Source organism: Dyadobacter beijingensis DSM 21582 (assembly GCF_000382205.1).
Taxonomy (GTDB): domain Bacteria; phylum Bacteroidota; class Bacteroidia; order Cytophagales; family Spirosomataceae; genus Dyadobacter; species Dyadobacter beijingensis.
In genome coordinates this window covers 155012-179455 of record NZ_KB907786.1, presented here as the reverse complement: position 1 = coordinate 179455, position 24444 = coordinate 155012, and the positions used below count along the sequence as shown (strand labels likewise).

The 24444-nt window shown below is 53.3% G+C and carries 9 protein-coding genes; all 9 read left to right on the top strand.

Going from position 1 to position 24444, the window contains the following annotated elements; genetic code table 11:
- The first annotated feature begins 83 nt into the window (after positions 1-83).
- The 9 genes from modA (at position 84) to H144_RS0100625 (ending at position 24340) form a co-directional block, all read left to right on the top strand.
- A complete protein-coding gene (modA, locus tag H144_RS0100665; protein WP_019940093.1) occupies positions 84-836 on the top strand; it encodes a molybdate ABC transporter substrate-binding protein in 753 nt (250 codons plus the stop codon).
- Positions 837-1511: a molybdate ABC transporter permease subunit gene (gene modB / locus H144_RS0100660; RefSeq protein WP_019940092.1), complete on the top strand. Its 675-nt coding sequence runs from the start codon at positions 837-839 to the stop codon at positions 1509-1511.
- Complete coding sequence (locus H144_RS0100655) at positions 1492-2385, top strand: sulfate/molybdate ABC transporter ATP-binding protein (RefSeq protein WP_019940091.1); 894 nt, start codon at positions 1492-1494, stop codon at positions 2383-2385. The genes modB and H144_RS0100655 overlap by 20 nt, the downstream gene beginning before the upstream one ends.
- Before the next feature lie 164 nt (positions 2386-2549).
- Positions 2550-3227, top strand: coding sequence for an SGNH/GDSL hydrolase family protein (locus tag H144_RS0100650; protein ID WP_019940090.1), 678 nt, complete (start codon positions 2550-2552; stop codon positions 3225-3227).
- Positions 3228-3465: 238 nt separating this feature from the next.
- Positions 3466-7497, top strand: a complete 4032-nt coding sequence (locus H144_RS0100645) for a T9SS type A sorting domain-containing protein (RefSeq protein WP_019940089.1) — start codon at positions 3466-3468, stop codon at positions 7495-7497.
- 151 nt (positions 7498-7648) lie between these two features.
- Positions 7649-11698, top strand: a complete 4050-nt coding sequence (locus H144_RS31290) for an FG-GAP-like repeat-containing protein (RefSeq protein ID WP_019940088.1) — start codon at positions 7649-7651, stop codon at positions 11696-11698.
- A gap of 161 nt (positions 11699-11859) precedes the next feature.
- On the top strand, positions 11860-15912 hold the full coding sequence (locus H144_RS31285; protein WP_019940087.1) for an FG-GAP-like repeat-containing protein: 4053 nt from the start codon (positions 11860-11862) through the stop codon (positions 15910-15912).
- 132 nt (positions 15913-16044) lie between these two features.
- Positions 16045-20085 carry an FG-GAP-like repeat-containing protein gene (locus H144_RS0100630; protein WP_019940086.1) on the top strand — a complete coding sequence of 1347 codons (4041 nt, stop codon included), beginning with the start codon at positions 16045-16047 and terminating at the stop codon, positions 20083-20085.
- A 163-nt stretch (positions 20086-20248) separates the two neighbouring features.
- Positions 20249-24340, top strand: a complete 4092-nt coding sequence (locus H144_RS0100625; protein ID WP_019940085.1) for an FG-GAP-like repeat-containing protein — start codon at positions 20249-20251, stop codon at positions 24338-24340.
- The last annotated feature ends 104 nt before the right edge of the window (positions 24341-24444 follow it).

The following is a 24444-nucleotide window of genomic DNA, read 5'->3' as shown; positions in this document are numbered from 1 at the left end:
GCAATTTACGACAATTTCCCGACGGGGCGCGCTGCGGAAACTCCAAGCGGTTATTATTGCAAAACAATATTTTAAATTGCGGCATGAACAAATTCCTGACCCTCGCCTTTTTTGCCATATTCCTGGCCGGCTGCTCGCAACCGACGGAAAAAATCATCGTCGCCACGGCCGCCAATGTGCAATATGTGATGAAGGAAATCCAGCTGGAATTTGAGAAGGAGTCGGGCAAAAAAATCGAGATCGTCGTCGCTTCATCCGGCAAGCTCACGACACAGATCCGCGAAGGCGCGCCGTTCGATGTGTTCGTATCGGCCGACACAAAATACCCGGAAGAGATATTCAAAAATGGTGGTTCCGATGTCAAACCGCAGGTTTACGCCACGGGCGCATTGGTACTCTGGTCGAAAGACATCCCGGAAGCCGACCTCAAACCCGAAGCATTAGCGACGGATAAGGTCAAGAAAATAGCCGTCCCCAACCCCAAAACGGCACCTTACGGCGAAGCGGCCGTGCAGGCATTGCAGGCATTGAAATTATACGGACAAACGGAGCAGAAACTCGTTTTCGGCGAAAGCATCGCGCAGACGGCCCAGTACATTACCACTGGCTCGGCGGAAGCGGGTTTCAACGCGTTATCCATTGTATTATCCCCTGAAATGAAAGGCAAAGGGCATTACGTGATCATCGATTCCAGCCTGCACAAACCTATTCAGCAGGCCGCCATTCTGCTTAAACACAGCGACGCATCGCCCAAAAAAGCATCCAGCGAGAAGTTCTATAATTTCTTGTACTCGCCTAAGGCACAGGCGATTTTTAAAAAGTACGGCTACAAATAAATGGATACCCAACCACTCATTCTCACTTTCAAACTCGCCGGCATAACTTCGGTATTGCTCCTGGTGATCGCGTTACCGATCGCCTACTGGCTTGTTTTCGGGAAGTTCAAGGGGCGTGGTGTGGTGGAGGCGCTGATCGGCATGCCGCTCGTGCTGCCGCCTTCGGTGATCGGTTTCTACCTGTTGCTGGCATTCAGCCCATCGCATTGGTTTGGTGCATTCATCGAAGAATGGATGGGCTTGCGGCTCGTATTCTCTTTCCAGGGATTGGTGATAGCCTCGGTCCTATATAGTTTACCATTCATGATCTACCCGATCCGCGCGGGGTTGCAAGCTTTGCCGCCATCGCTCCGGGAAGCATCGTACACGTTGGGAAAAAGTGAATGGCAGACTTTCACGCAAGTGCTTCTGCCCAACTGCAAACCGGCCGTTCTCACAGCATTCGTGCTCACATTTGCCCATACCGTGGGCGAATTCGGCGTGGTATTGATGATTGGCGGCAATATCCCCGGCGTTACCAAAGTAGCTTCCGTGGCTATTTATAACGAGGTCGAAGCGCTGAACTATCCGGCCGCCAACGCGTACGCGATGGTGCTTTTCGCGATCACTTTCATTATTTTGCTCGTGGTCTATTCAATCAACAACCGCCTGCTCCGTGTCCGACAACCTGCTTGACGTCCATATCCGGCATACCCTGCATACCGCGCACGGCGTCCTGCCCATGGAGGTCGATTTTGCGCTTGCGCGCGGGCAAATCATGGCATTGACAGGCCCTTCCGGCGCCGGAAAAACGACGTTACTGCGGCTCATCGCCGGACTGATCCATCCTAAAACCGGCCGCATTAGCTTCCAAAACGACCGATGGCTGGATTCCCGAACTCGCTTGCATATTCCTGCGCAGGACCGGCATATCGGCTTTGTTTTCCAGGATTACGCATTGTTCCCGCACCTGACGGTGCGGAAAAATCTGCTGTTTGCATTGGCCAAGAACCAATCGCCCGCAGTCGTGGACGAGCTGCTGGAAGCGACGGGCCTCGCCCAGCTCGCCGACCGTAAACCGGCCCAGCTCTCGGGCGGGCAGCAGCAGCGCGTGGCCCTCGCACGGGCGCTCGTACGCAAGCCGGAATTGCTGCTCATGGACGAACCATTCGCCGCCCTCGATCCGGAAATGCGTTACCAGTTGCAGGATTTGCTGCTTCAACTCCACCGCCAGCAGGCATTTTCGGTGATATTGGTCACCCACGATATGGGCGAAATTTTCCGCCTCGCCGACCGCGTCGCCATGATGGAAAAAGGCAAGCTGACGCATTTCGGCACGCCGTCCGAAGTTTATTTAAATGAACAAACAGCGACAGACGGCCTGGTCATCTACGGCGAAGTGCTCACTTGCGAACACCATGAAGACACACTCGCCGCCACCGCCTGGATCGACGGTAAAATCCGCCGGCTGAGCCTACCGCTGCATTATGAAAACCAGCTGCGCCCCGGCGTTACATTTACACTGCACTACGCCGGCGGCAATGCGGATTTGCGGATTATTGAAACGTGATTGTTTGACGGCCGACCGCCGACGGCCGATTACATTCAGTACTCATTAACTTCAATCAGCGGTCAGCGGTCAGCGGTCAGCCGTCGGCCGTCAGAAACGCAACCCATACGGGTAATTCCACCGCCCGTCTGTCTTTTTCCCAAAATCATATTCAACACCAAACCATGCGGGTATTTTTCAAACTATTTCAGATTGCCGTTATCGCGCTGCCATTGCTGGCTATGCGCCAGGACAAACCCATACGCGTCGTTTTCTTCGGCGATTCCATTACCCAGGCCGGCGTGAGCCCGACGGGATACATTACCAAAGTCGGTGAAATGCTGAAATCCAAGGGCCAGGACAGCCAGTACGAGCTGATCGGCGCGGGCATCGGCGGCAATAAGGTGTACGATCTTTATCTGCGCCTCGAAGACGATGTGCTGGCCAAAAAGCCGGATGTCGTATTCATTTATGTGGGTATCAACGATGTTTGGCACAAAGCATCGTCCGGAACCGGCACGGATCCCGACAAATATGTGAAGTTTTACGAGGCGTTGATCAAAAAACTCAAAGCGCAGAACATCCGCGTGATCGTCTGCACGCCGACCGTCATCGGCGAGCGCAATGATAATTCCAACCAGCAGGACGGCGATTTGAACCAGTATTCCAAACTGATCCGCGAGATCGCGACGCGCAACGGCCTGCAACTGCTCGACCTCCGCAAGCATTTCCTTGATTATCTGGCCAAAAATAATCCTGAAAACAAGGAGAAAGGCATTCTCACCAGCGACCGCGTGCATTTGACCGACGCGGGCAACCAGTTCCTGGCCGAAAAAATGCTGGAAGCTTTGGTGCAGAAATAATGTTAGAAACGGCTCAGTGCAGCCTGGATAGCCAACCATCCATCTGATTCGCAGCCATTCAGTTTACGTATGAACACAAGCCCCGGGAGCCACTTCCGGGGCTTTTTCGTGTCACGATCAGCCTTCTGATAATCGATGTGCCCATTCGTTCATTGGATTGCGAGGTAGTTTTCGGTAAGTGTAAAATTAGTGCCCGGTCCGGTCGGGCCAGATACACTTCACTTAAAACATTTGATCCATGAAACAAACCGGTAAACTCCTTCCATTGTCCATCGCAACGCCCGTTGTAGCTTTTCTGATCTACGCATTGCTAACCTGCATTTTGTTCGAAATACCGGACCATAAGTCGAACAATATTAACCCCAGCACTTCCTCAAAATCCTCCGAAAGCCCACACGGCGCCGTTCCTCCCGGGCTTTCGGCCACGATCGCCGCACGCGAATACCACATTTCTTATGACCGGCAAAAATGCATATTGCAAAGTCCGAACCGGCGGCATAACCTCCGCGCCTACTACCGCCCGGGGCATTTCACCATTAAAAACCGCATTGATTCCGCAGGCCGCAGTTTCCGGTTACAGCTGGACCACGAAGGCATTGCTGCGGACAGGCGACTCATTTATTTACCTGATAAACAAGCAGACACCAAAACCGAGGGCAACAAACTGACGATCCGGCACAACGGCTTCGACGAAGAATATATCAATAACGAAGACGGCGTCCGGCAGAATTTCATCGTCCACCGGGCTCCCGCAGGCACGCGGCAGTTGCAGGTAACCCTTGCCGCCACCGGGCTCGCCGCGATGGCGGGGAACGAGAATGAGTTGTTGTTTTATACCAAAAACAACCCGGCCCGGCCCGCGCTCATCTATCGCGACCTGCATTGCTGGGATGCCGAAGACAAGCCGTTGACAGCGCGGTTGACCCACTACGACCAGCACATTCAGATCACCGTCGATGTCGAAAACGCCGCTTATCCTGTTACGATCGATCCGCTAGTGGCGAATGGTTCCCCGGCCAATGCGGATGCCCTGCTGGAAAGCGACCAGGCCGATGCATTAATGGGGTTTTCGGTAGCCTCGGCCGGGGATGTGAATTTGGATGGATATAGTGATGTGATCGCCGGCGCACCACATTACGACCACGGAGAAAATGATGAGGGCGCCGCTTTTTTGTATTATGGTTCTACAAATGGGCTCAATCCCCTTCCCCACCTGATCGAATGCAACCAGGCCGATGCGGCAATGGGCTATTCGGTTTCCAGCGCGGGGGATATCAATGGGGATGGGGCAAGCGACATCGCCATCGGTGCGCCGTTTTATGATAAGGGACAAAGTGATGAAGGAGCGGTGTTTGTCTATTTAGGTTCGGCCAAAGGCATTAAACCGAATCCCGTCGCGATTTTAGAAAGTAACCAGTTTGAAGCCCAAATGGGCATTGCGGTAGGTTTGGCTGGTGATATCGACGGAAACGGTTTCAGCGACCTGGTCATTGGTGCAAATCTGTATGATCAGGGGCAGGTCAACGAAGGAGCTGCATTTGTTTTTTATGGATCAAAATCAGGCATCAACGCGAATCAACCGGCCATACTGGAAGTAAATCAGGCCAATGCAATGCTGGGCATGTCGGTGGCCGGCGCAGGTGACATAAACGCCGACGGGTATGGCGATGTGCTTGCCGGGGCACCTTTTTACAGTCAGGGCCAGACAGAAGAGGGAGCTGCATTCCTGTATTTTGGTTCGCCGAAAGGGTTGGGGAACAAACCTACCGTCATACAGTCAAACCAGGCGTATGCGCATATGGGCAGCGCGGTCGCCTCCGCAGGCGATCTCGACGCGGACGGTTATGCCGACATTGCCGTTGGCGCACCGCATTATGACAAAGTACAGGCCGACGTCGGTTTGACGACCATCTATTCCGGCTCCGCATTCGGCATTAATGCAAACCCGTCGGCCGCTATCGCCGGGGTGCAGATGAATGAGGAAATGGGGCGATCTGTGGCCTGCGTAGGCGATGTAAACGCCGATGGCTATGCCGACCTCATGATCGGCAGCCGGTTGCAGGGCAAAGGTCCGGCCAATGAAGGTGTCGTGTATATTTATCCCGGTTCACAGGCAGGTATGGGTAAAAAGCCGCTGTCAACTTTGAAAAGCGGGCAGGCAAATGCATACCTGGGACAATCCGTTGCCAGCGCGGGCGATGTGGATGGCGATGGCGTGAGCGACGTCGTCATCGGCTGCCACCTTTACAGCCACGGCCAGAACAACGAGGGCGCGGTGATGATTTGGCACGGCACTACTTCCGGGCCTGTGCCGGCTTCGGCATTGATGGTCAATCAGCCCGAATCGCAATTCGGCTATTCCGTATCCGGCGCCGGGGATATCGACGGCGATGGCTATGACGACATCGTGGTAGGCGCGCCGCGTTACGACAACGGCCAAGCCGATGAAGGTGCCGCATTCGTATTCCGCGGCACGGCGAATGGGATTGACAGCAACCCGTCCAATCTGCTGGAAGCCGACCAGGCCGATGCGGCTTTCGGAACGTCGGTATCGGCCGCCGGCGATGTGGATGGCAATGGCTATGCCGACCTTATCGTCGGAGCCATGCATTACCACAATGGACAGGACGAGGAAGGTGCCGCTTTTGTGTACCTGGGCTCGTCCGCCGGTATTCAGCCCATCCCGATCCGGCTGGAAAGTAACGTCGCGGGTGCGTGGTACGGGTGTGCGGTCGCACATGCGGGGGATTTGAATGCGGACGGCTTTTCGGAAATCGTCATAGGGGCCATGAACTATTCCAACGGGCAATCGGAAGAAGGGGCCATCTACATTTATCCCGGAACTTCCGCCGGCCCCGATGCCACCCAGGCCCGGATCATCGAAAGCGACCAGGACGACGCCCGGCTGGGCAATGCCGTATCCGGTGCGCATGACGTAAATGGCGATGACCAGCCCGACATCGTGGCCGGCGCGTACAGTCTGGGAGATTTGGATGCCGGGGGTATCCTGATCGGCTACGGCCATGCCGGCTCAATCGATTCGATGTCTGTTCAATGGATCAAATGCACGCAGGACTTTGCACAATTCGGATGGGACGTTTCCGGGGCCGGGGATGTGAATGCGGATGGTTTCGATGACGTGATCGTCGGCGCGCATGGGTACGACAACGGCGACGGCGCTGTGTTTCTTTACTACGGCGCGCCCGGAGGCATTACCGCCGGCAATGTAACTAATCTCTATTCGCATGAGGCGGGTATGGCTGCCGCGATGGGCGAGTCCGTTGCCGGGGCCGGGGATCTGGATGCGGACGGGTATAGTGACGTCGTGATCGGAGAGCCCTGGTATTGGGATGATAAAACTGCCGTCATGACAGGCCTCGTCATCCTATATTATGGCTCGCCTACCGGCCTCCATCCCGGCCCGCAGCGCATTACCGGCAACCAGACCGACGCCTTCGACTTTTTCGGCTGGTCGGTGGCGGCTGGCGGGGATGTGGACGGCGATGGCGACAGCGACCTGCTTATCGGATCGCCTAATTTCAGTTCAGGCCAAACCGACGCCGATGCGGCATTTGTTTACTACGGAAATAATGGGACCGGCGTTCGCAACAATGTGCGCCTCTACAACTCCGATCTCACGACATTGCTCGATCATACGCAGAAAAGTCAGGTTGATTTTGGCTTATGGCTGTTTTCCAGATCATTCCTGGGCCGCAGCCAGGGCAAACTCGTATGGGAAACGCGCCCGGCCGGGCAGGGATTTTCACAAGGCGGCAACAATTGCATTACCAATAGTGCCGCTTTTACGGCAAGTCAAAAGGGATTTAACGTGTTGGCGGGCGCAGGCATTGAATTGAAAAATAAGGTGATTAAAGAAGGTTCGCAAACGCGTTTGCGGGCACGCGTGCGGTACAATCCTGTATGGGCGTTGACGGGCCAAATGTACGGGCCTTGGCGGTATTGGTCGGGCTGCCTGTCCGGTACGGGCAGCGCGCCTGCGCCGGAGAATACAGGACGTCAGCCGTTGGCAAGAAATCTTACCGGGACACGCGTATATCCCAATCCGGCAAGCGTTAATTTGCACGTTCAACCCGGCTTCGGTCGGGAAATTGACAAAGTGACGATGTTCTCGACCAGCGGCAGACCGGTCCGTTCCTGGAAAGGCGCATCGCAGTACCTAGACACACGAGGCATCCGGGCGGGCCAATATGTCCTCCGGATCCATTACACCGACGCCACAGAAAGTAGTCACCCAATTTTACTTCACTAAATATCCTACGGCAGATTCCACCTACCAACCGGACCAAGGGCTAAGCGATGATAACCTCAGAATAATCGCTTAGCCCTTTTGTTTTCCGTCTTTGCAAAATTTGAAAACGCGGGCATTTGACCGTGATTTTAAACCAAACAAACACACGAGTATGAAAAAGATTTATCAACAGGCCATGGCGGTTGCTTTGGCCTCCACCACCCTTCTTGGCATCGGGGTTTGGCAGAAAAGCCGGCTAGCTCACCCATTGCCCGAAAAAACGATCGCTCAAAACACCGAAGCATTGCCCTCGGGCGTGACGGAAGCAACGATGGCCGACATCCGCAGCGCGTTGGAAAAGCAGGAATACCACATTTCTTACGACGATAAGGTGCAATCGCTGCAAAGCCCTAACCGGGCGCAGAACCTCCGCGCCTATTACCGTCCGGGCCAACTCACCGTCCAGACACGCGTAGACACGACGGGCCACCGTTTCAAACTGGACCTGATCAACGAAGGCATTTACGCCGACGGCAAGCCCCTCTATACTCCGCAGGCAAACGCCAAAGCGGATCACAAGGATAACAAAGTGCAGATCAGCCACACGGCATTCACGGAAGAATTTGTCAATAATGAAGACGGTGTCCGCCAGAACTTTATCATCGGCGAAGCGCCGGCAGGCACCCGCGCATTGCAGGTACGCATGACCGCCCGCGGCCTCAAAGTGCAGCAAGGCAACGGCAACGAACTCCGCTTCTACACCGAATCCAACGGCGAAACCCGCAACGAGCTGGTCTACAACAGCCTCCAATGCTGGGACGCGAACAAAAAGCCGCTCGACGCCACGCTGGCATACGTGAATAAGCGCATCGAGATTAATGTGGACGTGGCAGGAGCCGCATACCCGGTGACGATCGATCCGATCATTACGAACGGGACGCCGCAGAATTCCAATAAGGTGATTGAGATGAACCAAAGCAGCATGTGGCTGGGATATTCTGTTTCGAGCGCTGGCGACGTGAATGGGGATGGTTATTCAGATGTAATCATAGGTGCACCGAGATACGATCTGGGCCAGACTGATGAGGGTGCGGCAATCTGGTATCCCGGAACGGCGAATGGCCTGAGTGCAAACGGAACAATATTGCAATGTAACCAGGATAGCGCGCAGATGGGATATTCTGTGGCAACTGCCGGTGATTTTAATGGGGATGGTTACAGCGATATACTCGTGGGGGCTCCGCTCTTTAACATCAATGGAAAGGATGACGGCATCGTAAAAATGTACTTTGGCTCGGCACAGGGTATTGCTGCCAATGCGACTCCGAAAGATTTTTTCACGGGCAATCCCGGTGATAACTATGGAATATCTGTTGCGCCTGCGGGAGATATCGACGCTGATGGATTCAGTGATGTAATCTTAGGAGCTGCCAAATTCGATTTTGGCATAAATAATCAGGGAGCTGCAATGGTAATTTACGGAGCTCAAAACAACTACAAGAAAGTAGAACAGCTAACGGCCAGCCAAGCCAATGCCCAATTCGGATTCTCAGTTTCATCGGCGGGAGACATTAACGGCGACGGTTACAGCGATGTTCTTGTAGGCGCAAGATTTTATACCAATGTTGAAAATCAAGAAGGTGCCGTGTTTGTCTACAAAGGCGGTGCGAATGGATTGGACATAAATAATCCATCAATCATTGAAGGTAACCAGCCGGGAGCGACAATGGGTTACAGGGTAAGTACGGCAGGGGATGTCAATGGCGACGGTTACAGTGATTTCCTAGTGAGTGCAATTCAATATGATAACGGTGAATCCAACGAAGGCAAAGTATCTCTATACATGGGTATGTCTTCGGGTTTTGATCCATTTCCTAAAAAGACTTTTGAAGCAAATTCCGTGGATGCAGCGATGGGCACCTCGCTTGCCAGCGCAGGTGACGTGAACGGGGACGGCTACGCCGACATTCTCATAGGCTGCCAGCGCTGCGACTTCGGCCAGAACAACGAGGGCGGCGTATTCATCTACCACGGTTCCAAAGACGGCATTGGAAACAGCTATGCTTCGTTGCTTGAAAGTAATCAGGTAGAAGGTTGGTTCGGAACGGCCGTTGCCAGCGCGGGTGATGTGAATGGGGATGGTTACAGCGATATTGTAATTGGCTGTTACACATTTGATAATGGACAAGTGGACGAAGGACATGCGTTCATTTACCAGGGGGGTGCGGAAGGTGTTGGTACGAATGAATCTGTATTTGTGACAAACAATAAAGCAAGTGCTCAAATGGGTCTGTCGGTAGCGAGCGCCGGCGATGTGAATGGGGATGGATATAGCGATGTGATCGTGGGTGCACCAACGTACGATAATGGGGAAGCGAGTGAGGGAGTTGCCTTTGTCTATAAAGGAAGCGCAACCGGTTTAAATACCGCCAACTATAACATCTTGCAAAAAAACCAGGCTAATAGTTACTTCGGAGGCTCGGTAGCCAGTGCGGGAGATATCAATGGTGACGGATATGACGAAGTTATTGTCGGAGCAAAAGAATACACGGACGGCCACACGAATGAAGGTGCAGCATTTATATATTACGGTTCAAATACCGGTATCGATCAGGCTGCGAATCCACTGTCAATCCAAGCAAATAAGAACGATACCGACTTCGGATATATAGTTGCGGGACTAGGAGATATCAATCGCGATGGCTATGCCGACTTTGCTATCGGCGCTCCTGCGTTTGCAAACACAGGAAATATCTTTGTCTATTATGGCACTCAAAATGGTATTAGCGCGCCGGTCACCTTAGCGGGTCAAATTAACTCCCACTTTGGAGAATCGGTATCTGCTGCCGGCGATGTCAATGGGGATGGCTACGCGGATGTCGTTGCAGGGGCGTGGGGTGCCAGTTACGGAGAGCAAAGCGAGGGCGCTATCTACATTTACCACGGCTCTGCGGGCCTCATGAATACCAACTATGTTAAATCAATCGAAAGCAATCAGGTCGATGCCCGTTTCGGAATCTCAATTGCCTCTGCTGGCGATGTGAATGGGGATGGTTACGGTGACATTATTGCAGGAGCAAGCCGCCATGACCACCCTGAGGTAGATGAAGGCATCGCAGTTGTTTACTACGGTACAAACATCGGTATTGGCAATGGCCCAGCTCCTACTGTCTTGGAAGGAAACGTTGCTGGTGCATATTTCGGAGCTGCTGTGGGCGGCGCGGGTGATGTGAATGGTGATGGATACAGTGATGTAATTGTAGGAAGCTATAATCTCAGCAATGGGTTAAATCAAGAAGGGAAAGTATATGTCTTTCACGGCTCACCCGATGGCACAAAGACCGCCGCGTCGTTTAGCATAGAAGGAGAACAACTGCAAGCGCGCCTGGGATGGTCAGTTGCCGGAGCTGGGGACGTGAATGGGGATGGATATAGTGACGTTCTAGTGGGTGAACCTGCTTTTAACAACGGAGCTGTTGCAGACGCCGGTGCAACGACGGTTTTTTACGGCAACAACGGCAAAAGCCTTCGCAACAACGTCCGGCTGTACAACACTTCCGATATGACAACGCCTATAAACCATGCCCAATTTAATGCGGGCAACTTTGGTACCGGGCTGTTTGCCAAATCGTTTCTGGGTGTGAACAAAGGTAAGCTGGCCATCGAATACAAGGGACAGGGAGTGCCTTTCTCGAAGATTTCCATTTACCCCATTACAACCAGCAATCTGTACAGTTTCCTTGCTCCCAATTTCTCCAACCTCGCAGGAACCGGTACGGAGTTGAAAATAACGGGTGTGAAACAGGGTGTAAGCACCAAAGTCCGCGTGCGCGTCCGCTACTCGCCTGTACTCGCCATCACCGGTCAGATGTACGGGCCGTGGCGCTACATCCAGCCGCAGCTTTCGGGCATCAACAATGCCCCTGTACCGGAAGAAGCGATGGCCGAAACCATTAAACGCAAGGCAGAACCCTCCGAGGAATTGGAAGACGTCGTGACGCTCTTCCCGAACCCGGCGACGGACAGGCTGTCGGTGCAAGTCGCCAACCCGAATGATGTCCGCTCGGTGCGGCTTTTCAACACGGCGGGTAAGCTGGTTCACCAGTTGCCGCGGTATGAAAAAGATATCGATGTAAGCAACCTTCCGGGAGGCGTTCATATCCTCATCCTTGATCGGGCAAACGGCAAATCTTCTTCACATAAAATCCTCATCCGGCGCTAGCCGAACACTTCAAAAGCCTCCCCTTGCCGTGGGAGGCTTTTTCCTTTAATTCATTGCCCCCTCCGGCGAATAAACGGTTTGATATCAGGTTTGTGACATCGGTAAAATTTAGGGCGGCGTTCGCCATTTACTGATTGTTTCATTTAAACCAGGTTCACACTATGAAAAAAAATTACAAGTCCATTCTCTTTACCGGGATGGCGCTGGCGGGAATCTCCGCCGGTATTTTTGTTATGAATTTTCAGAAAACGCCTCCCCCTGAGGCGGTCGCCCACGTCGCCAAGGCCGACAGACTCCCGGCGGAAATGTCCGAAGCCACCCTGGCCGACATCCGCGGTATGCTGGAAAAGCAGGAGTACCACATCTCCTACGATCCCGACGCGAAATCCCTGCAAAGCCCCAACCGGGCCCAGAACCTCCGGGCCTATTACCGGCCCGGCAAGCTCACCGTGCAGACGCGTATCGACACAACCGGCGAGGGTTTCAAGCTGGAACTGATCAATGAGGGCATTTACGCCGACGGCAAGCCGCTCTACGCACCGCAGCCCAATGCGAAAACGGATCACCAGGACAACCAGGTAGAGATCGTGCACGACGCGTTCACTGAAGAATTTGTGAACAATGAAAACGGTGTCCGGCAAAACTTCATCGTCGACCACGCGCCAGCCGGCACCCGCGAGTTGCAGGTACGCATGAGCGCCCGCGGCCTGGATGTGCAGCAAGGAAACGGCAACGAGCTGCGCTTCCTAACCAGGACAGCGAACGGAGAAACCCGCAACGCACTCACATACAGCGATCTGAAATGCTGGGACGCCAACAAGCAGCCGCTATCCGCCAACCTCGCTTATGCCGACGGCCAGATCCGCATCAGCGTGGACGTAGCCAACGCCGCGTACCCGGTCACCATTGATCCGATCATAGTCAACGGCACGCCGCAGAACTCCAACAAGGTGATCGAGGTGAACCAGAGCAATATGTGGCTCGGCTACTCGGTATCGAGCGCGGGGGACGTAAACGGCGATGGTTACAGTGACATCGTCGTTGGTGCGCCGAAGTATGACAAAACAAAAACCAACGAGGGCGTAGCGATCGTCTTTAAAGGGACAGCCAACGGCCTCAGTCTTGCGGGAGAATTTCTCGTGTCCGGGCAGGAAGGCGCACAAATGGGCTATTCCGTGGCCACCGCCGGGGATTTCAACGGCGACGGGTTCAGCGATGTGCTCGTGGGAGTTCCGTTTTACAGCGTCAGCCCCACGGACAGTGTCGGCCAGGCCAGGCTCTACTTCGGCTCCGCAGGCGGCATTACCCCACAAAGCACATTCGTCACATACAGCTCCGCCAACCCGGATGCCAATACCGGCGTATGCGTAGCCACGGCAGGTGATGTGAATGGGGATGGTTACAGCGATGTCCTCATCGGTGCGCACCAGGATACGGATGGAGAGAGTAAGGAAGGGCTTGTGCGGGTGAGTTATGGAGGTTCAGGGAATAATTTGAATACGAACTTCGCGACTTTGCAATGTAATCAGGCGAATGCGATGTTTGGGTTTTCTGCGGCTTCGGCGGGGGATGTTGACGGGGATGGATTTAGTGATGTAGCGGTCGGCGCTAGATTCTATGACCACTTACATATCAACGGTGGGGCCGTTTTTGTTTATCGCGGCAGCGCAAGCGGACTGATCATCAACAACGCGGATGACGCTATGCTCACATCAGGCAGCGAAGAAGATTCTCGCATGGGCCACAAAGTTAGCTCAGCAGGTGACGTCAATGGCGATGGATTCAGTGATCTTCTAGTAAGCGAATACATGGATGATGGAGAGGATTACCTAAATAGAGGAAGAGTTATATTGTTCCTGGGATCTTCCACTGGTGTTCACTCTTATTCATCAAAGAAGTTCGACGGCACCCAAAACGACGAACGCCTCGGCACCTCCGTCGCATGCGCGGGCGATGTGAACGGGGATGGGTATGCCGATATCCTGCTGGGTGCGCAGTATTATGACAATGGCCAGACCAACGAAGGTGCGGTGTTTGTCCACCACGGCGGGCCCAATGGCGTTTCGGACACCCCGGCTGCGATCCTGGAAAGCAACCAGAACGAAGGCTGGTTTGGCACGGCGGCAGCCAGCGCGGGCGATGTGAACGGGGATGGATACAGCGATATCCTCGTCGGCTGCTACACTTTCGATAACGGGCAGAATGATGAGGGGCATGCGTTTATCTACCAGGGCGGCCCGGAAGGAATCGGGACGAATGGGGCGGTCACGCTTACCGGAAGCGACGGTGGGTCGCTGATGGGCTATTCCGTAGCCATCGCGGGCGACGTGAATGGCGATGGATTTGATGAGGTGATCGTAGGGGCGCCGGAATATGACTATAACGGCACCTTTGGCGGGATTGCTATCTTGTATTACGGTTCCATCAACGGAATTGATCCGGGTAACAAATTGGTCCTCAGTAAAAACAAAACCAGCGGTTATTTTGGTGGCTCGGTAGCGGCAGCAGGTGACGTCGATGGAAATGGCTATGGGGATATCATCATAGGAGCCCAGGGTTATACCAATGGCGAAAACGGCGAAGGAGTCGCTTTTTTATATTATGGTTCAAGTACAGGTATCAATGCAGGTGCAGGGCTGCTGATAGAAAAAAACAGCGCGATGGCAAGATTTGGCGCTTCGGTCGCCGGAGCCGGGGACGTAAACAGGGATGGATACGCAGATATCATCATTGGATCACCCCACATGGTAAGTGGCCAGGAAGCCATACACGTTTACTATGGAAGCGCAAACGGGCCTGTCAATCCAGTGACGATTCCAGTCGCAAAGGGTGGTTTCGGGTTCAGCGTATCGACAGCCGGCGACATCAATGGCGACGGGTATAGCGATATTTTGGCCGGAGCCTTTGCTGCCAACCTGGGAGAAGCCGAGGAAGGAGCTGTCTACATCTATTACGGATCTTTGGGTGGAATTAACACAACGGGTAAAGTTTTACAGAGCAATCAAGCCAGCGCCTATCTCGGGGCATCCGTTTCTGCCGCAGGGGATGTGAATGGGGATGGATTTGGCGACATTATCGCAGGTGCAAGCCGGTACAACTCGGAAGGTACTGCCATTGTTTACTACGGCGCCGCAGCCGGCATTAACGAGCTGAACCCCACATCCACCTATCTGTATGGCGATGCACCATATGCCTACTTTGGTTCCAGTGTCCGGGGTGCTGGTGATGTAAATGGTGACGGATATGCTGATGTGATCGTAGGTGCGTACCATCATGAAAACGGTCAGGTCCACGAAGGAAAAGCCTATGTGTATCACGGCTCGCCCTCAGGCATCAAACCGGCTGCCGCATTCAGCATAGAAGGCGACAAAGTTGATGGAGAACTAGGCACTTCGGTATCCGGAGCGGGCGACGTCAATGGCGATGGTTACAGCGACATTATAGTGGGTACTCCGCATGCTAATTCCCCATTGGTGGTAAATACCGGAAATGCTAAGGTGTTCTACGGCAACAACAGCAAAGGCCTTCGCAACAGCGTACGCCTGTTCAACAGCGACCTTGTGACGCCCATTAGTTACAGCCAATTTATCCTTGCTAACTTTGTGGGAGGGATGTACGCGAAATCATTCATCGGCAGAAACAAAGGCAAATTTGTGTGGGAAACAAAGGGGCCCGGTGTACCGTTCTCCAAAGTAGGGATTTACCCGATTACCACCAGCAATCAGTTCACCGATGCTACTACTTTTTCCAACCTGACGGGAACAACATTCATCAGTAGCGCTATCAACAAAACCGGCATCGCTACCAAAGTCCGTGTACGCGTGCGCTACTCGCCTGTACTGGCGATCACTGGGCAGGTGTACGGGCCCTGGCGCTACGTGCAGGCGCAGCTGGCCGGGTACAACAATGCCCCGGTGCCGGAAGAGGCCATGGCCGAGACGATCAAGCGACATGCCGAGCCCGCTATCGAGAAGGATGAACATGCTGTAACGCTGTTCCCGAACCCGGTGACCGACAGGCTGTCGATCCAGGCCGCTCACCCCGGCGACATTCGTTCGGTCAGGCTGTTCGACAATGGCGGTAAGCTGGTGTATCAATCATCGCGGTACGAAAAAAACATCGATGTGAGCAAACTGCCGGAGGGAATGCATATCCTGGTAGTTGATCAGCACAATGGCAAATCTACCTCGCATAAAATCCTGATCCGGCGATAACCGGTTTTAGCACGAAAAGCCTCCCTGCCACAGCGGGGAGGCTTTTTACCAATCCCTATTCGTGCCGTCCATTTTGCTGGCTGCCTGTTTTCAGGCATTTCAATGCATTGTTTCACCCAAAACAAACAGCCAATGAAAACACTTCACAGACTATCCATTCTCCTGGCCGTGATCGCATTCTGCGCATACCCCGTCATTCGCAAAGGTTTCCAGGCCAAAAACCGGAAGCCGGAAAAAAGCCCTGACATGAACGCGCTTCCGGTTTCAGAAAACCTGATTGGTAACATCCGAAGCACGCTCGGCAAACAGGAATATAACATTTCTTACGACCCCCAATCGCAAACCCTTCAAAGTCCCAACCGCGCCCATAACCTTCGGGCAAGTTACAAACCTGGCAAATTCAGCATTCGGAACCGTATCGACTCCGCGGGACATAATTTCAACCTGGACCTGATCCATCAAGGTATTTTCGCCGATGGCGAACTACTTCATAAGACCAGCTCTGCCGGCGCAACGGAACAGCGGGATAACACGCTCCGCATCCACCACGACGGGTTTAAAGAAGAATTTATCAATAACGAGGATGGTGTAAGGCAAAACTTCATCATAGAATCCGCACCTTCAGGCACCAAAGAGCTGACGGTACGTCTGCAAGCCCATGGCCTGAAAGCACGCCAGGGCGAAGCCAATGAAATCCGCTTTTACAGCCATTCAAAACATGGAAAAATCGAGGATCATTTGGTATACAACGACCTCCATTGCTGGGACGCCAATCAAAAACCGCTTTTGGCAAGCCTCGAACTGACCGGTAACGATATTGCCATCCGCGTGGATGTCGAGCACGCCACCTACCCGGTAACGATCGATCCCATCGTGTCAAACGGCAATCCGAACAATGCGGACAAAGTCATTGATATCAACCAGGGTAATGCCTGGCTGGGCCTCTCGGTAGCCAGCGCCGGGGATGTAAATGGCGATGGATACAGCGACATCATCGTAGGCGCGCCGAAATACGACAATGGGCAGGCCGACGAGGGCGCAGCGTTCGTCTTCAATGGTACTGCCAATGGTTTAAGTCTTGCGGGCGCGACACTGGAAGGCAATCAGGCAGGAGCACAAGCAGGATATGCTGTCGCAACGGCAGGCGATTTCAACGGCGACGGGTACAGCGATGTGCTGGTGGGAGTTCCTTACTACGATGCGCTGTTTTCAAATGAAGGAGTTGTGTTGCTGTATCTGGGGTCTGCAAATGGTATTAAGTCAAACCAGCTACCCTTCAAGAACCTGACCGGCGGCCAGCAGGCGGATGCTAACTGGGGCGTGTCCGTTGCAACGGCAGGCGATGTCAACGCCGACGGCCTGAGCGATATTCTCTACGGCGCACATGAGTATGATAACGGACAGCATAACGAAGGCGCCGTAATGCTGGTATATGGGGCAGTTTCGGGAATCGGCAGTAACGTATTTCTCGAATACAACCAGCCCGATGCCTTGTTTGGCTACGCCATCGCGCCCGCCGGGGACATCAACGCCGACGGCTATTCCGATATCCTCATCGGCGCCCGCTTTTACGATAACGGAGAAGACGCCGAAGGGGCCGCATTTATTTACAAGGGAGGCGCCAACGGCCTGGATACCAGCAGCCCGATCGTGCTCGAAAGCAACCAGCCTGACGCCCGGATGGGCCACTCCCTATCGTCGGCCGGGGATGTAAACGGGGACGGGTACTCCGACATTGCCATAGGTATTTACATGTATGATAACGGTCAGGCCAATGAAGGCGCTGTCTGGGTCTACCACGGAACAGCGGCAGGCGTCGGCAACCTTCCCAACAGCACCTTAGAAGTCAATCAGACGGAAGCGCAATACGGATGGGCGGTCAATTGTGCCGGCGATGTGAATGGCGACGGTTACAGCGACCTGGTTGTAGGGGCCCGGTATTTTGACAAGGGGCAAAACAACGAAGGCGCTGCGTTTATCCACCATGGTTCAGCAAACGGATTGCTTTCGACGCCGGCAGCAACGATCGAGAGCGACCAGAGTGACGCCTGGCTAGGCAGCTCGGTGGCCAGTGCGGGTGATGTGAATGGCGATGGACATAGTGACATTATCGTCGGAGCTTACGCATTCGATAATGGACAGGCCGATGAGGGACTGGTCCTCGTGTATCACGGAGGCCCAACGGGTGTCGGCACAGCAGGCTTCACACAAATCCTGGGTAGTGAAGCATTCGGTCAGCTCGGCTGCGCGGTCGCATCGGCAGGGGATGTGAATGGCGACGGCTACGATGACGTGATTGTAGGCGCGAACTACTATGATATGGGGCAGGTCGACGAAGGGCTGGCTTTCCTCTACTATGGTTCCGCTGCCGGGCTTAATACCAATACAGCTGTGATCCTGCAAGAAAACAAGGCGGGCGCTCGATTTGGCGCGGCGGTCGCGGGGGCCGGCGATGTGAATGGCGATGGATATGCCGACGTCATCGTGGGCGCGGATACCTATGCCAATGGGCAGGCTTACGAAGGGGCGGTGTTCATCTACCATGGCTCGGCTGCCGGTTTGTCTACGCAGGCCGCGATTCATTTCGAAAGAAATTTTGCGGACAGTTATATGGGCGGCTCCGTGGCTTGCGCCGGTGATGTAAACCGCGACGGTTATGCGGATGTCATCGTTGGCGCGGACGGTGTCAATTCAGCTTATGTGTACAAAGGGTCGGCAAATGGCCTGACCGGCAACCCGACCATCCTGCAAATACTCAACCAGCCCGACGCGCGATTTGGCGGCTGTGTGGCATCCGCCGGTGATGTTAACGGTGACGGATATGCCGACGTGATCGTAGGTGCCGACTGGTACGATGAGGGGCAAACTGACGAAGGAGCTGCATTCATTTTTCACGGCTCGGCTGCGGGGACATCTACCAATGCGGCTGTGAAATTCCAAAGCAACCAGACCAACGCGCTCATGGGCAGGTCTGTTGCCGGTGCAGGGGACATCAACGGCGACGGATATGCCGACGTACTCGTTTCCGCCCCGGACTACGATAAGGGGGAAAGCAACGAGGGCATCATTTACATTCACTACGGAGCGTCGGGCGGCATCACAAACGCCACCCCGTTTGAAATACTGGAAATTAATAAAATCGATGCCTATTTCGGTGAGAATGCACAAACTGCCGGTGATGTAAATGGTGATGGATACAGCGACATCATCGCCAGCACGGCCAACTTCACGGATGGCCAACAGCACGAGGGATCGGCGTTTGTCTTTCACGGTTCTTCTACGGGCATCAAACCGGCCGCCGCATTCAGCATTCAATCCGACATCAACGAAGCGAGGCTGGGAAGCGACGCCGCAACAGCCGGGGACATTAATGGCGACGGATACAGCGATGTGATTATCGGTGCAAGCGGTTATCCAAACGGCCAGAAGAAGACCGGGAGCACATTCGTTTATTATGGAAATAACAGCAAAGGATTGCGAAACAGCGTGCGGCTTTTGAACAGCAATCTGGTTAGCCCTCTCAGCCACAGCCAATTCAATCAGCCTAACTTTGTAGCAGGTCTTTTCGCAAAATCATTTATTGGCCGGAACAAGGGCAAATTAGTTTGGGAAACCAGAGGTCAGGGCATGCCCTTCTCGAAAACTGCGAACAATCCAATCACCACCAGTACCCAGTTTACCGGTGCAACGCCCTCTTTCAGCAATACGACCGGCGCCGCGACGCTCCTGGGCAACCTGGTCGACAAAGCCGGCCTTACGACGAAGTTACGCGTGCGTGCCCGGTACGCGCCCGCACTCGCGATCACAGGGCAGGTATATGGCCCCTGGCGGTACGTTCAGTCCCAGTTGGCTGGCTTTAATAATGCACCCGTGCCGGAAGAAGTTACTGAAAATACGTCCGATGCGCAACGGCCGGTTTCACAGCTTGAAGATGGCGCGTCGGCATTCGTTGCATATCCCAATCCGGTTGCTGACAGATTATTCATTAAAATCCCTGATCCAGGTCAATTGGAGTCCATATACCTGGTGAATGCCGCCGGCCGGATTCTTCGGAGCTATCCGAAAGCAGTAGGCGAAGTAGATGTAAGCGATCTGAAAACCGGTGCGTATTTGCTGGTCATCACCAACCGGGACGGCTCGACCAGCAGCAGGAAAGTGATCGTCAAACGATGATATGCAACGAGCGAAGCGGCCTGCTGATTAATGGCAGGTCGCTTTTACCTTAGAATCATTGCCATAACCGACTGGCTAAACGGATTCTTTGCAGGAGAATGGTAAGGGTAAAATTTGATACGGCAGTTGCCAAATCCTATTAATTACCAAAACATAGCACAAAATGAAACACACTTACAAGTCCATGCTCATCGCAGCTATGGCCCTGGCGGTCGGTTCCGCGGGTTATCTCACCACCGACCTTTGGCGGAATCATCCGGGCAGCAAAGAAATCGCTGTCAAAGAAGAGATTCCGGGTGTACCGCAATCGGCCATTGAGCGCATTAAGGAACAAATCGCCAAACAGGAATATCACATTTCCTACGACGAGGCGACCCAAACCCTTCAAAGTCCTAACAGAAAGCAGAACCTGCGGGCATACTACAAGCCGGGCCAACTGACAGTTCAGAACCGGGTGGATTCCGCGGGTCACAACTTTAAACTGCATCTGGTGAATGACGGTATTTATGCCGACGGCAAAAAGATCCTTTCCGCCCGAACCGACGCTGAACCTTCGAATAAGGAAAATAAGTTGGAGATCGATCACGACGGTTTTACCGAAGAGTTTATCAATACCGAAGACGGCGTTCGTCAGAACTTTATCGTCAGCAATGCACCGGAAGACACGCGAAACTTGCAGGTAAGGCTTTCGGCAAAAGGCTTGAAGGCACAAAACGGCGCCCGGAACGAAATCCGCTTCTATCATGAAGACACAAATGGCAAAGTTGAAAACTTTTTGGTATACAGCGATTTGCATTGCTGGGATGCCAACAAAAAGCCACTCGATGCCACACTGGCCTATGTGAATGATCATGTGGAAATTAACGTAGCAGTGGACGGCGCTGCATATCCCGTGACCATTGACCCGATTCTGGCAAATGGCAATCCCAATGACGCCGATAAAACCATTGAACTGGATCATAGTAATGCCTGGTTGGGCTTTTCGGTGTCGAGCGCAGGCGACGTGAATAAGGACGGTTACAGTGACGTGATCGTTGGCGCACCTCTATACGACTGGAATGGTGTGGACGCAGGTGTCGCCTATGTTTTCCCCGGGTCTGCAAATGGTCTTGGCCTGAACGGTCAAAGACTCAACCGAAACCAGGCGCTGGCGCAAATGGGCTACTCCGTGGCGAGCGCGGGAGACGTAAACAAGGATGGTTACAGCGACGTGATTGTCGGATCACCGTACTGGGAAGATGGTCAGAACAATGAGGGCGCTGCCTTTCTATATTATGGCGGCCCGGTTGATCCGGTAAACGCGCCGATCGGGATCAACCCAGGTAATTTTACAATCCTGCAACCCGATCAGGCAGATGCCGGATTTGGCGTTTCGGTAGCATTGGCCGGCGATGTGAATGCGGATGGGTACAGCGATTTCCTGGTAGGCGCACATATGTATGACAAAGATCAATTGAACGAAGGTGTTGCATTCTTATACTACGGCGGTAACGGCGGCCCAAATCTTGCAAAAACTGAAATCCTTGACAATATCCAGTCAGGAGCGATGTTCGGTTACGCGGTTGCCGGTGCAGGCGACGTTAACGCAGACGGAGCAAGTGACATTATCATAGGGGCCAGACTTTACACCGAAGGCGAATTATACGAAGGGGCCGCATTTGTCTATCTCGGCTCGATCAATTCGACACCTGTAATCGCAAGCCAGCCATTGAAAATCCAGATCAACCAGCCTGATGCACGCCTGGGCCACGTAGTTTCCACTGCAGGTGACGTGAACGGGGATGGATACGCAGACATCGCAATTGGAGCATATATGTTTGACAATGGACTTTCCAATGAAGGCGCGGTGTATGTCCACCTCGGCGGCCAGAACGGAATTAATCCCAACCCACATAAAATTATTGAAGGAGAGCAATTGGAAGCTCAATTCGGCTGGTCTATCGCATCGGCAGGAGATGTTAATGGCGACGGATACGGGGATATACTCGTCGGTTCTAGATTTTTTAGTAATGGGCAGAACCACGAAGGAGCTGTTTTCATTTATCAGGGTTCCTCACTTGGACTCAATGCAACCCCGGTTTCAAAGATCGAAAGCAACCAGGGGGACGGCTGGCTCGGAAGTGCAGTGGCTGGTGCCGGCGATGTCAACGGTGACGGATACAGCGACATAATCATTGGATGCTATACTTATGACCACGGTCAGAATGATGAAGGGCAAGTCTATATTTATCATGGAAAACCTGGAAATATTGGTCCGTTACCGAAAGCAGCTGGCTATTCATCCGTCTCCGGTTCTCTGGCGGGTTCATCAGTAAGTAACGCAGGAGATATTAATGGAGATGGGCTTGAAGATATGATAGTTGGCGCCCCAAATTTTGATCAGGGACAAGTCGGGGAAGGGGCTGCATTCATTAGCTATGGCGACGCGGCGACCGGAACGGTGGGAAATATCAGCTTTCCTTCCAACGAAATTAACGCCCATTTGGGATGCTCTGTCTCGGGAGCAGGTGACACGAATGGGGATGGCTACGACGACGTAATTATTGGAGCAAGCGGTGCACAAAACGGTGTGAATGTAGGGGCTGCGTATATTATACTAGGCGGACCGCAAGGGATTGCATCAGCACCCTCCAAGACCCTGTATGCCGCTAACCAAGGTTTCGGAATCAGTGTCTCAGATGCCGGCGACATTAATCGTGACGGGTACGATGACGTGATTGTGGGTGCTCCTTTCGCCAGCAAATCCAATCCTGCCATCAGTCAATGCGGTGCAGTGTTCGTGTACCTGGGATCCGCAAATGGAGTGATATCGCCGGGAACGATCGTTTATTCCGGTATTGCCGGAGCAAAAATGGGTAACAGCCTGGACAATGCCGGTGACGTAAATGGAGACGGATTCAACGACATTATTGCGGGCGCCAGCCAGGCTAATATCGGCAAAAACAAAGAGGGAGCTGCCTTTATCTGGTATGGCAATATCGCAGGTATACCATCGAACACACCATGGAGTAATTCTCTCAGCCTTGATCAGGCAGACGCTGAATTTGGAACCTCGGTGTCGGGCGCCGGCGATGTAAATGGTGACGGCTACGGCGACGTGATTGTCGGAGCGCCCAAACATGACAATGGGCAAAGTGATGAGGGTGTCGCCAGCGTATTCTATGGCTCCAACGGCGGTTGCAGTATAGGGAACAAAACACTGTTGGATGCCAATCAATCTAATGCATCATTCGGTAAGTCTGTGGGCGGTTTTACCGACGTGAATGGTGATGGATACGATGATGTAGTGGTGGGTGCACCTCAATATGATGGTCTTTCGGCTAATGGCGGAGGGGTTTGGGTATTCCATGGATCTCCGGGTGGCATTGTCACCTCAGCAGCCTTTTCGACAACGGGGGCACAAGTTGAATCTCATATGGGAGAATCCGTTTCCGGTGCGGGAGATTTGAATGGCGATGGCTACGGTGACATTCTTGTGGGCATTCCAGGTTACGATCAAAGCGGTATTACGAATGGTGGGGTTACATGGGCGTACTTCGGCAACGATGGGGCTACCGGCAAAAACAAGCGTAACAACATTCGTTTGTACAACACAAATCTCACTACCGTTATGACGGCGTCTCAGACAAGCCAAAATAACGCTGGCGTGAGTCTTTATCCAACATCCTTCCTGGGAAGAAACAACGGCCGCTTACTTTGGAGCTGGGCGCAACACGGTACAGCTTTTACCAAGCCCCAAAATGCCCCAATGACTAACAGTACCGCATCCGATGGAGCCCAGGCTTCCTACATGTCCTTGTCTGGCTCGGAGATGAAAAATCTGATCAATAAGCAATGGTCGGCGACGCGCGTTCGTGTGAGGATCAAATATGAACTTGCGACAGCCCTAACCGGACAAGTGTACAGCCCATGGCGGTATGTTCCGGAATATCTTCTTTATGTCCCGGTAGGCAGTGTGCCGGAGCTCGTTGGGGAAGAAGTAGAAACAGCCAAAATCCTGGATAAAACGCCGGAATACCGAGACATTATCTCCGTATACCCCAACCCAGTATCCGAAAGGCTGTTCATAAAAACAGACAATGCAGATCAAATCAAGTCGTTGCAACTGATTTCATCGAACGGCTCGACAGCATTGACGTCGACCAGACCGCAAACGGAACTCGATGTAAAACACCTGACACCAGGAACTTATATTTTGATGATCAACCGGAAAGATGGTACGCAAACCTCACACCGCGTTCTCATCAAAAAATAGTAGTGGAGGCTTAGAAGTGCAGAATGCTTCCCGGATTTTCCGGGGAGCATTTTTTATTGCCGGATAATCATTCGTTTCCAGCCGATCGGACATCCGTTTTTCGT